The organism is Providencia sp. PROV255, from assembly GCF_028478065.1.
In the GTDB taxonomy this organism is placed as follows: domain Bacteria; phylum Pseudomonadota; class Gammaproteobacteria; order Enterobacterales; family Enterobacteriaceae; genus Providencia; species Providencia rettgeri.
This window is the reverse complement of sequence record NZ_JAMPMI010000016.1, coordinates 50,403-62,735: the sequence shown is the minus strand read 5'-3', so window position 1 is coordinate 62,735 and position 12,333 is coordinate 50,403. Positions and strand designations below refer to the sequence as shown.

The following is a 12,333-nucleotide window of genomic DNA, read 5'->3' as shown; positions in this document are numbered from 1 at the left end:
ATGGTGGAAAAAGAGGTATTATCCAAGTAATAGCTTGGATAATAGAGTCGCATAATGATTAATGCAAGTAATTACTTTGATAATCTAAATTTAACACAGGCTGTGGATAAGGTTCTTTTTTGTATCAAAACTAAAGGGCCTATTTCTACCGCAGTGATCGCAAATGATTTAAATATGACAGGGGAAGCAGCAAGGCAACACATTCAAAAACTGACTTCGTTGGGGTTAGTTGAGGGGGCGCAGTGCTTATCGCAAACAGGGGCTGGGCGCCCTCGGCAAAATTGGGTGTTAACAGAACTGGGGCATCAACGTTTTCCGGATACTCATGCGCAACTTGCTCTTCAATTGATTGATTCTGTTCGGACTATTTTTGGTGATGAAGGACTAGAGAAGCTGATTAGCCAAAGGGAAGCGGAAAGCCGAGAAAAATACTTTGCGCGTTGTAAAAATTTACCGTTAGCTGAGCGGCTTGAGGCGTTGGCTGAAGTGCGTAGCGAAGAAGGGTATATGGCGAAGGTTGAACAAGATGATGACAGTTGGTTGTTTATCGAAAACCATTGTCCAATTTGTGCCGCAGCCACTGCTTGCCAAAATTTTTGTCGTTCGGAATTGGCGTTGTTCAGTGATATTGTGGGTGATGACGCTAGCATTGAGCGTGAACAGTACTTATTAAATGGCGCAGGGCGTTGTGTCTATCGTGTAAAGGTTAATAACTAAATACCAAGACAGCTTGGTATTTAGTTTAGTAATAGTATTATCTCTCAATCATCAATGTTTCAGTTGACTCTATATGTGGTGCTAGCTCTTCGTTATCAAGCCATAACGGTTTCTTACCAAACTGCTGGTATAACGAGAGTTGGTCTTGGTAGTGAGGTGAAGGTTTTCCTTGCGGGGAAATAAAGCCACTTTGCCCTGGAGCAACAATGTCCCATGCACTCACCCCTTTTTCGGTAAACACAATTAGGTCGTTTTCAGTTCCCCGATTATGGTATTCATTTTGATGGAAATTTTCTTGAGGTAAGGCTTGTGGCACACCAAAGAAATTATTTTCACGGAAGGTTAATGCTGTGGCGGGTGTTTGCCAATTAGCTGGGTTATCACCGTATTTTACTCTCATTTTTTGGTAGGTCGCATTCAGTGCTTTTCTAATTACATCATTCCGCGATTGTCCTGAAAATAGATCGATAGGCTGGGGTATTGGCGATTTATCTTCTAAGAGAGACTCATACAGTAATTTTGCGCCTGTACTGATATTTAACGACCCAGTAGGGCCTTCTTGTGTCGTTTCATAACCACTTGCTAGATACCATTTATCAAATGGTGCGGGGATCGTTTGGCCTAGAGTGGCTTTAAGCATTTCTTTTAACCAAATATCGAGGATTGCAGACCCTGGATGAACATAGTGTTTTCCATCACTTGATAACTGGTTTATGCCATCCCACTGTTGGAGCAAGGAGACTAATTTGGCGGTATTGTCATTTGACGGCAAACCTTGTGTCGCTTGAGCTAAAAATGGGGTAAATAAGCGATGATTGAGGTCGACACGGCTAGTTTGCTGTAAAATCGTCCACATATCATCAGCTGTTAACTTATCATAGGCCTCAATGCGGTTATCGATTTCTGTTACTCTATCTGCACTTCCCCATAAGAAGGCAAATAAGTCGCTAGCAGGATAATTTTTAGCTGGGGAGTTATTCCAGTTAGCGATGTAACCGGATTTGGGATTATAGACTTTAGGATTATTTGCAAAGGGCTGCATCCCTTTCCAGTCCCATTCTCCCGTGCCTGATACGGGTAAACGGGGGTCATGGTTAGTTTGGCGTTTAGGGTAGTGCCCGGTATGTACATAACCAATATTTCCGTCTTTATCCGCATAATACCAATTAATCGTCAGTGCTTGGTTTTGTGCTTGGTCTAGCCATTGCTGCCAGTTTTGCGCCTGCCCTTGTTTTACCCAAGCCATTAAGGATGTAAGCTCTTTGCCATCCCATGCGCGAGCTTTGCTGTATGCGGTGTGAGTGGTATTATCACGCTTGACTACATTACCATGCACAGTGCGGTATACTTCAAAAGTAATGGGTTTTTCACCTTTTACATTTAATGTCTCTTGGCGCGATAGCATTTGTTTCCACTGCCCTTGGTGGAAGTAGCTATTTGGATCTTCAGGTGAAATTTGTTCTGCAAAAATATCAACGCCGTCACCAAAACCCGCTGTAGAGCCCCAAGAAATTTGCCCATTATGACCGAATAAAATAGCGGGATAAGCAAACGGTGTATTTCCAACAATATTAAACCCGGCTCCATGTAACCCTATACCGTATGTATAGGCAGGGTTAAACCAACCAAACTGTGGGCCATTAAGTAAAATGGCTTTTGCGCCAGACGCTTTTGTTTTTCCAACAAGCCAAACATTACTGGTGGTTGGATACCCTGCTAGGCCATTAGCACCGCTTTGTTCATATTGTTTAGCGATTAACGCATTATTTTCCTGGGAAGAAAGCGCTATTAATTTTCCTGTTGCATCTTTTGCCGTGCGTTCAAACATGGGAGCAGTAAGTCGGTAATCACTAATTTGATTCAATTGCGCTATATTTTTTGTTTTTTGTGAATTTGAATAGGTGAATTCTTCTGATGAGATTGTTGTTGGTGCGTTGGGGTTATTGAGCCAATTAATTTGGTTAAAAAACGCCACTCCCATTTGTTCACCATACTTATCTTTAAGCGCAGTGAGTAATGCTAGGTTATCAATTTCACTATTCATATCGGAAAAGCGGTTTGCCATTGTACCGACCATTATCATCGCAACATCAAAACTCGTCCATTGGGATGGTAAAAAATCATAATCAATGAACTGTTTAGGCATTAAGTCATCCGGTTTAGCATTGATTTGTTTAATCCATGCATTCATGCCATCCGCATAACCCTGCAAAATATCTTGTTCTTTAGGGGATAATTGCGTGATTTGCTGGTGGATAGAATCAGGCCAATAGTTGTTTCTGATTTCTTTATCAAAAGAAATGTAATCTTTACCTAACACTTCGGAAACTGTTCCTTGGGTACTGCGTTTAGCCATTTCCATTTGGAATAATCGGTCTTGTGCCACAGCATAGCCATATCCATAGAAAAGGCTATAAGTATCATTCGCAAAGATGTGAGGAACACCATAGTTATCTCGTTCAATTTTAATTTGAATTGACTGAGAAAATGATGAGAGTGGTAGTGAACTTAAACTTAAAACAATAGCGGTAGAGATGAGGTGTTTTTTCATTTATTGAGTCTCATGTTGTTATTATTTTTTTGAGACTAGCACTATTGTGTTGTTAACAAATGGTTAATTTATGGTTAATTGTTAATATGTGAATCACGATCACAGAAAAGGATACATAAATTTAAATAAATTACAAAAAATGTGTCATAACTGTATTGGATACTATTTTAAGGTGAGTGATTGCTGTTTTTTTTATGGTAATGATGACTTAGCCATGCATAGATAACTCCAGCAATAGCCCCAGCTATATGTGACTCTGTTGAGATGTATAAGTGAGTAGGTAACAAGCCGCTGGCCATTGTGCCAAAATAGAATAGCACTAATAACGCGATAGCTATATCAACCCAGTTTCGACGGAAAAAACCTTGGGCGATGAGTAAGCCCCATAACCCAAAAACCCAGCCACTGGCACCAATATGAACTGCATTTCGGCCAAATAACCAAACAGCTAAACCCCCAGCAACGATGATAAACAGTGATGCCAATACGTAAGCTTTTATGGTGCGATGCAGTAATAGCGTACTTAAGATGATAAATGGGGGTAAGTTACTGATTAAATGCTGCCAACTGCCATGGATAAATGGGGCAAAGAAGATACCTAATAACCCCCATTCAGTGCGAGGAATGAGACCAAATTGAATGAGTCCCCCCGCGGTTAAACTGTTAATTAGTTGAGCAATAATAAAAATTGCAACAATACAGACTAATAGCTTAATGCGAGGATGCCCTTGTAAATAGTTCATTAGGGGTTACCAAGCGCTTGAACACTTTCGACTAATGAGGCCAATTGCCCCACAACGCGATCACCAATATCTGCATTATCACCGCCAAGAGCCTTATTACGCATAAAGTCTTTCTTAATTTGTTGCCAACGTGCTGCGTCTTTTTCTGTTAACGTGCCACGTAACTCTGCAAGTTTTAATAAGTTTTCTTCAGCGCCAGTCGTTAAAAGTTGCGCTTCTCCAAGGTAATGGTCATCCAGTACCCTTTCCAGTTCATCATCATTCATAACAGAAGAGACTTTTTCGCTGAGTTTATTCATATTACGGTAACTACCTTGCAAGCGAAATGCGGGTTCTGTTCGGTATTTATCGGATTGCGCAGCACTGGCGATATAGTGTTGATTTACTTTCAATACAACATTCCGTAGTTTGATTAATTTACTGATTACTGAAGTAATTTCATTAATTTCCGCATCCGAATATGGGTAACTTAAGGTGTTGGTAGAGACAGATTTCCCCATTGATTTATCGACAAATAAGTACAGGTCGTTCAGGTCTCGTAATGCAAGAGGGGCTAATACTGGGTTTGATGTCAGGCTGTTTTCGATATAGCTCAGAGCAAATGCTTCATCCATACCCCCTAATACTTCACCAAGGTTATAAATATCGGCACGGTTTGCAAGCATGTCAGGAATTCGGAAAACTTCCCCTGACTCGGTATAGGGATTACCCGCCATCACGACACAGAATTTTTTACCCCGCATGTCATACGTTTTGGTTTTGCCTTTCCAAACGCCTTCAATGCGCCTTGTTCCATCACATAAGGATATAAATTTTTGCAAAAACTCAGGGTGGGTGTGCTGAATATCATCGATGTATAACATGACATTATTACCCATTTCTAAGGCTAGATTGAGTTTTTCTAACTCTTGTCTTGCTGTTGCATTAGGTGCTTGTTCAGGGTCAAGAGAGAGTACGTCATGGCCAAGTGCAGGGCCATTGACCTTCATAAAAATGAGCCCTAAACGATCAGCGGCATATTCCATTAAGGTGGTTTTACCGTAGCCGGGAGGTGAAATCATTAATAGCAGCCCCATGAGATCTGTGCGTTTACCTTCCCCTAAAGCGCCAATTTGTTTTGCCATATTATCGCCAATGATAGGTAAATAGACATCGTTTATCAGCTTGTTACGCACAAAAGAACTTAATGGTTTTGCTTTATATTCATGCAGTTTTAAACGGCTACGCTCTTCAGTAACAATCTGTTGGCGCAGGGATTGATATTGACGAAATTCAGGAATAAAACGTTTCCGTTGTCCGCGCATCCGACTGAAGTAGTTATCTAAGCTCAATGATAGAGTTTGGTTTTCAATAGTCGGGTGTTCACCAAGTAACCCGTTAACTTTAAAGTAAAGATCAACTTCACTAAAGCGTGCTGAAGCTACTTTATCTAAGATAATAATAGCAATAGCACCCGGTATGTATGGAACAAGATGAGCAAATTCAGGGGTCGAGCACAGCCCTTGTAACCAGTTTTGAACTAATGACCAGCGCTGGGCGTAACGAGTCCCTAAATTTTGTTGTGAGCGATTAAAATCAACCCACATATGAGCTTCTTCTAAGCGGCTTTGGAGTGCTAAAACTAACTCCCTCGCGTATTTGCTATAGACGAGTTCTATCGGGGTTCTTGCTAGTGCAAAGCTAAGGTATTCAGCAGCTTGAGTTTGCTCATAGGTTTGACATTGAATGGGGTTATCTTGCAAAAACAAGCTAACTCCAGCTTCAATTTCGGCTTGTAGGTCAAGTAATGCATTGTCATTATGGAATAACTGGTGAATATTCATGGCTGTTCTTGCTCGTTCAGGCCATAGTGCAGGAAAATCATCGTTTTGAACTTGCTGCCAATAAATAGCTGCGATAGCACGAGCTGTTGGGCTATACCGTAATAAATCTGCACCTTCACCGATTGGTATTAGTTTTTTCAGTAAAGCAACGGCATCGTGGTCATGAATACCTTTTTCATAACCTTCTTTATAGCGTGGATTTGCAAAATCACGGACAATCTTTTCAAGTTTTTCCGTTGATGCTAACGCGTTTTTTAGTATGTCAAAATCTAGCCCTTCTTGGCGTTTTGTTGCAGCATAGATAATTGAATAAGCAAGGTATTCAGCGCGGTAAACCGTATCAGATTCAGATTCTAATGAGGCGCTCCAATAGGGTTTGAGCTGTGATAGTCGTTCATTTTCTATTGGTTCTTGGAAATCTGTCCCTGTGAGATAAATCCATAGTTGTTCATTTTTCGGTAAAATGGTGAGGTCTAGCTCTTGGGTATTGACACTGAATCGGTGGCGCCCGAGTTTAATGACATTCCCACCATCTTCAAAAATATCTGTTTTATCGCGTAAAACTCGAATGGCTTGGTCCCGAGAGGATTTGAGTCGTGCATCAATATCATCAGCTTTAACGTTATCGTTAATTTCCCTTAATTTTTCAATGATTTCACGCGTTTTAATTGCGAGAGGGTCGGAAGCAAAGAAGGCATTGAGTTCATCTTGAGACTGTAAACGAGTTGTTCGTCGTTGCAGGCTGTCTAGTAGACGATCGGCTGCTGTGGCTAAATTTTGTGCACGTCGTTGGCGGTCATCAATAAGAACTTGTTTATGAGATTCAAAGGTTTCGAGTAATTCTTCCCGTTTAGATAAGATATCATCAAGAAATTCATCATGACTACTAAATTGGCTTTCGAGCTCTTCTAACTGAACGAGTAATCTTGATAGCTGATCATCACAACGTTCAGGGTCAGTGGCAAGAGACAGTGCATTGGTAATGCCTTGGCTAAACAGCCGGAATTGAGCACCAAATTGTGCGACAGTTTCCACACTGCTTTGTGATTTTCGTTTTTGTTGTAAGCGGGCTCGGGATTGGTTTAGTTGAGCATAGATTTGCGAAATAGCATCAATAATGTGAGTTTGTTGTGTGACATCATTGAAACTCAGTGAAGCCATTAGGTTTGAAAGCATATCTAAGTCAGCAGACATTTTTTCCATATCTTTCATGGGAATGTCTAACTGGGCACTGTTTTGGGCTTTTTCTATTTGTTCTTCGAAAACAGTTAACTGTGTTTTAAAGGGGTGTAAAGCTTTATCACTCGCAAGGAAAACAGCGGTTTCTTGTGAGACATATTGTTGATTTTTTTCTATTTCAGCTTCCATTTCGCTAAGCTTTTTTAAATCCATATAGCGAAATTCACGTAGTGAAATCAAGTGCCCGCGTTGAGCACTTAGGGCATTTAAGCCATCAACAAATTGTTGAATATCGGCCCAGCTTTCAGGCAACGTAAGTGAAATCAGTGATTTTTGGCGGTTAATGGCCTCATTCATTGATTTGGCAGATTGCTGCCGTATGCTTTCGACCTTTTCATATTCATCAAGAACCAGTTCACTGGTTTGGGTGATTTCTTTGAGTAATTTGCCAATACCAAGGCATTGCTCATCACCAAACCAGTAATAAATATCCAGTAAATTTTTTGCTTGTTGGCTGAGTTGTTCGTAGCGAGCGATAGAAATTTGGCTGCCTTCTATTTCTTTGGAAACATGTAATATTTCAGAAATACCACGAACTAAGTCTGCATTGCCTATACGTCCTAAAAAACCGCTACGAGTCGGCTGTTGATCGGCAAATTCTTCTGAGTAAAACGGGGTTTGCCAAACTTGCATAGGGTGAACGCGAGTCGCTTCTTCCCCTTCACCTTCAAATAGTACCATTTTTCCATCTTCAAGCATGGCGTAACCATGGCCAATGAGTGGAATTGAAAGTGTTCGTTCAATTAAATTATAATTGAATAGAGCTATGCGCCCTTGATTTGGTGAATAAAAAACATATAGAACATCTTCCCCATTCGGAGAGCGGCGCAAACGGCGAAAACGCATTCCATCCATAGGTTGTTCAAACGTTTTATAGTCACCATTTTGTAAGTAATAGCCGCCAGGAAAAATAATGCCGTGGTCTTCTGGTAACTGGACACAAGCTTGCCCGATGGCATCAATGCGTTGTACTGATTGAGATAGCGTGTTGTAAACTAAGTAACGCCAAGTTTCTTCCCGATAAGGTAATACTTTTAGGATAATTAAACTGCCGGTTTGTGCATATTCAATTTGCGCGTCGTCTAGTGATTGGTTTTTATCAAGAACCGCCTCTCGGTAAATCCCTAAACCGTCTTCAGTATTATTTTCACACTTTATGGTTAGATCACCGCCGATAGTTTCAATGAATACAGTGTCAAGAATATTGATGTGAGGGTATCGACCGTTAACAGTGTCTTCTCGTGTGGTTTTTTGCCATTCAAAGTCATAGGCTGGAGGGAGGGCAATATCGCGTTCACCCCGGTTATCAATATACTCAATTTTGCGCTTGTCGCTGGAGATTGACCAGCGAAAAACTCGCACGTCCGTGATGCGATCGCCAATTTGAAAACTAGCAAGAAGTTTGCCGTCCCGTTCAACAAGTTGCAGTAACTGTGTGTTCTTATAGTAGGTATAGAGTTCAGTGAAATCTTGAACAAAGCGATTATTGCTTAAGAAGGTATCTTCATAAGGGACAGCTTCAACATCAAATTCATCGTCGTTTTCAATTAACCGATATAGTGAAAACACATCTTCGAGGTGTGTCTCTTTTTTCAGGCCGAGGAAGACATTATAGCCAAATAAAAGCCATTTACCTACGCGGACAATATCCCTTGCTTGGCAATTATTTTCAGTACGAATGCGAATGCGACCAATAATATCCATTTGGCTTTGGCCGAATTCATCTAACCGCATTTCATTGAGTTGTGCAGCTTTTTGATGAAGTTGTTGCCCTTGGTCGGTCAGGCGTTTGCGTAATATTTCATAAGCACCACCTTCTGCAACGGCACTATCGAGTATTTCTTGTTCGCGATCCGTATCCTGAATATCTGACATTGCGCAGCGAATTCCCTTAACTAAGACAATAAAAATGGAAAACAATGAGGGGTAGGTTCACTACCCCAATGTACCAAAGGTTTACAGTTGGTCATCCGTTGGTGGAATCGGTTTTGATATGACATTTTTTGCTGGCTGATTAGCCCCTTTAGCTGCCATAAAACCGTTTATAAGATCTTGAACTTCAGGATTTTTCAATAATGTGGCAATATCAACTTTTTTGTCTTCTTTGCTACGATTAATGAGTTTTTCTACATTTTCTTTTGCAAAGCTGCTTTTATCCATAAAACCATCAACGGCTTTGCCGAGGCTTAGTGCCTTAGAGAAAGTATTGAAGAAGCTGCCATCGCCACCCACAATTTCAATATTAGTTTTGCTAAGTGCTGCAGCCAATACATCAGCTTGCTCTCGGGCAATTTCTTTATTAGCGTCGATAGAGGCCATGGCTTGTTCGAACTCTTTCTCAAGGCGCATGCGGAACTCTTCGTGAGAACGAGCGGTATCACTGAGGTGATCCATTGATTTAAATTTGTCAGTTAAACCATCGGCTTCAGCTTTCAGGCGTTGGCGGATAACCTCTGCTTGTGCCGAACCTAATTGGCCTTCCCCTCGAGCTTGTGCTGCCAGTTTTTCTTCCAGTACTTTCGCATCAGCCAAGCCTAGTTTTTCTTTGGCATTTGCTTGTTGTTCTTCACCACGAGCTTGGGCGGCTAATTTCTCTTCAAGGATTTTTGCTTCAGCAAACCCTTGTTGTTGTTCTGCTTTGGCTTTGGCTTCCATTACTTGAGCTTCCGTTAAGCCTTTTTCTTTCAGCCCACGAGCTTCTGCTAACAGTTTCTCAGCCGTAATATTGGCAAGAACAAGCCCTTCTTTTTCTTCTGCCTCTGCGGTTGCTTGGCGAACTCGAGCTTCTGCTAAACCTAATGCAGCGTGTTCGGCTTCTACTCCTTCAGCTAAGCGTTTTTTGGCTTCAGCTTGTTTTGCCGATGCTTCTAACTCTGCTTGTGCCATGGTGCTTATTTCTTCTGCACGGTGCTTAGCACTGGCCTCATCCGCTTCGGCTTTTTTCACTTGGCGAACTAATGATTCTTCGGCTTCTGCTTGTGCGTTAATCACGGTGACTTGGCGCATGCGTTCAGCTTCAGATATTTCACGAACTTCTTTGATTCGTTCTTCTTCTTGTGCCACGGTTTTTTCAACGGCTACACGTTCACGTATAACATTGGAGATATTTTTACGTTCTTCTTCGAGAGCTTTTTCTTTTTCTATACGCTGTAATTCAACTTCTCTTTCACGGGCAACAATTTCGAGCTCACGTGCGCGGCTCACTCGTTCTTCTTCGATGGCGACTGCACGAGTACGGTTTTGTTGGGCGACTTCAACTTCGCGCATGCGGTTTTCTTCACGAATTTCAATCTCTTGCTGAGTTTGGATACGAGCTTGTTCTGATTTTAGACGTTCTTCTTCTTGAACACGTAAAGTTTCAGCTTGTTCACGCGCACGAATATTATCAATTTCACGTTTTTGACGCGCTTCGGCATCGGCTTGTTGGCGCTCTAGGGCCAAACTTGCTTCGCGAGTTTCAACATTTTTCTTTTGAATAGCCAGCTCTTGGTCACGTTCTTTTTGGTTGGTTTCAATATTGTGAATCGCAGTGATTTCAGTAATTTTACGAATACCTTCGGAGTCAAAGATATTGTTTGGGTCTAACGCTGATTTTGGTGTTTGTTCTAGGTAATCAATCGCCACATCTTCAAGAGCATAGCCGTTAAGATCTTTTCCTATCACATCAACAATGCGATCACGGAAATCTTGTCGGTTTTCAAATAAGGTCGCTAAATCCAGTTGCTTACCTACTGTTTTTAAGGCTTCAGAGAATTTTGCGCTGAATAAAGCACTGACTGCTTGATGGTCTGATGCACGGTCAACACCGATAGCTTTCGCAACTTTTAGGACATCTTCCGTCGTTTCGTTTACACGCAAATAGAAAGCAACTGTGATATCAGCACGTAAGTTATCGTGGCAAATCAATCCATCTTTACCTCGACGGTCAACTTCAAGTGTTAACAATGAAATGCGCATGAATTCTTTTTTGTAGATGACAGGGTAAACTAATGCCCCTGTAAAATGCACTTTAGGTTGTGATGACATGTCATTGACAATCAAAGCAGTACCTTGTGGAACTTTGATATAGAAGGCTTTGAATAACCCAAAGAACCCTAAAATAACTAGGATGATCCCCCCGATAATTGTTAAAAAGGGCATTAGTGCAGCCAAGTCCATATTGATTCTCCATTGGTTCTGACGATGACGTCATTTCGATTATGCAAGCAAGATATTTATTTTTAAAAAGAGAAGTTATCCGTGGCGAAATTCATTTTCACTGACAACTTGATAACTGTGCGATGCTGCGTCATAGCTAATGATGACAACATGATCACCGCGTTTTAACTGTTCGGAAGATGGCGCTCGTATTTGTAAAATTAACCCAGCTCCACCATCTTCTAATAGCGCCTCACCATTTTGTTCACTTACTGTTCCCGAACGTACAGTGGCGTATTTACCAATAAGCTGTTGTACTGTTTTGGGTTTATTGAGACTCACCAATTTTTTGCGCACAGGTTTTAAACACAAAGCGGTTAAATGAAGAGAGATAAATAGGGTGATCGCAAAAACGGCGAAGCTGACGAGATAGCGTAATAAATCAGTATCAATGAAGCGAATGAAGACATGTACGCTGAAATAACTGATTATCCAACCAAAAAGAGTAAATAGTGTGACAATAATGGTGACAGGGATTCCGGCTAAGCCAAGCTTGGTTAACCAGCCAGCAAAACCAGTTGCATCAATACCAGCATCAAATTCAGTATCAAGATTAAATACGTCGATATCCAATAAGCCAAAAGCGGCACATAACCAATAAAATAAAACAATGATTAGTAAACCACTAAAGATAATTGTTGGGAACATCAAACTGTTATGGAAAAACAAACTCATAGGGTTTTCTCTTTATTATTAATGCATTATTGAGCTTATGCGAAAAGGAATGTTTGTTTAATTTATCACCATAAAATAATTTAGCTTAATAATATATTTTTTAATTAATAGCAGTATCAGACTAGTCTATAAGCACTTTTAATTTTTTGAAGTCTCTTATAGCACTGGTTGTTTATCCAGTTTTATTTGATGAAGTTATTCCTAAAGTGTTATCAATAATAGTAAGCCATTAATGAGATAGGATTTTACCATTAATAACTAAGTTGATGATAATCATTCTCAACTATAATAAGCGTGTTTAAAGTACAAAATGGGGAAAATAAATAAGATTAAAGTGATAAATTCGCGCTTCATGGATGAAAAACGTTATGAAGCGCAAAAAAGTAAG

Annotated in this window: 6 protein-coding genes; 1 reads left to right on the top strand and 5 read right to left on the bottom strand. The window is 40.7% G+C overall.

Annotation, left to right across the window (positions count from 1 at the left end; all coding sequences use genetic code 11):
- Nucleotides 1–54: 54 nt before the first annotated feature.
- Nucleotides 55–717: a helix-turn-helix transcriptional regulator gene (locus PR725_RS15705; protein WP_117162963.1), complete on the top strand. Its 663-nt coding sequence runs from the start codon at nt 55–57 to the stop codon at nt 715–717.
- Between the two features lie 37 nt (nt 718–754).
- Here PR725_RS15705 and PR725_RS15700 read toward each other — a convergent pair whose 3' ends face one another.
- From PR725_RS15700 to PR725_RS15680, 5 genes are all read right to left on the bottom strand, one after another.
- Nucleotides 755–3,268: a penicillin G acylase gene (locus tag PR725_RS15700; protein ID WP_272569718.1), complete on the bottom strand. Its 2,514-nt coding sequence runs from the start codon at nt 3,266–3,268 to the stop codon at nt 755–757.
- Between the two features lie 167 nt (nt 3,269–3,435).
- Nucleotides 3,436–4,011 carry a rhomboid family intramembrane serine protease gene (locus PR725_RS15695; protein ID WP_117162965.1) on the bottom strand — a complete coding sequence of 192 codons (576 nt, stop codon included), beginning with the start codon at nt 4,009–4,011 and terminating at the stop codon, nt 3,436–3,438.
- Complete coding sequence (locus PR725_RS15690; protein ID WP_109912546.1) at nt 4,011–8,948, bottom strand: DNA repair ATPase; 4,938 nt, start codon at nt 8,946–8,948, stop codon at nt 4,011–4,013. The genes PR725_RS15695 and PR725_RS15690 overlap by 1 nt, the downstream gene beginning before the upstream one ends.
- A gap of 81 nt (nt 8,949–9,029) precedes the next feature.
- Nucleotides 9,030–11,231, bottom strand: coding sequence for a flotillin family protein (locus PR725_RS15685; RefSeq protein ID WP_109912545.1), 2,202 nt, complete (start codon nt 11,229–11,231; stop codon nt 9,030–9,032).
- A 75-nt stretch (nt 11,232–11,306) separates the two neighbouring features.
- Complete coding sequence (locus tag PR725_RS15680; RefSeq protein WP_004906782.1) at nt 11,307–11,945, bottom strand: OB-fold-containig protein; 639 nt, start codon at nt 11,943–11,945, stop codon at nt 11,307–11,309.
- Nucleotides 11,946–12,333: the final 388 nt, after the last annotated feature.

What these genes read in the sequence shown, in the direction of transcription:
- PR725_RS15705 (WP_117162963.1), top strand. Translation starts at nt 55, where the DNA reads ATGATTAATGCAAGTAATTACTTTGATAATCTAAATTTAACACAGGCT.
- PR725_RS15700 (WP_272569718.1), bottom strand. Translation starts at nt 3,268, where the DNA reads ATGAAAAAACACCTCATCTCTACCGCTATTGTTTTAAGTTTAAGTTCA.
- PR725_RS15695 (WP_117162965.1), bottom strand. Translation starts at nt 4,011, where the DNA reads ATGAACTATTTACAAGGGCATCCTCGCATTAAGCTATTAGTCTGTATT.
- PR725_RS15690 (WP_109912546.1), bottom strand. Translation starts at nt 8,948, where the DNA reads ATGTCAGATATTCAGGATACGGATCGCGAACAAGAAATACTCGATAGT.
- PR725_RS15685 (WP_109912545.1), bottom strand. Translation starts at nt 11,231, where the DNA reads ATGGACTTGGCTGCACTAATGCCCTTTTTAACAATTATCGGGGGGATC.
- PR725_RS15680 (WP_004906782.1), bottom strand. Translation starts at nt 11,945, where the DNA reads ATGAGTTTGTTTTTCCATAACAGTTTGATGTTCCCAACAATTATCTTT.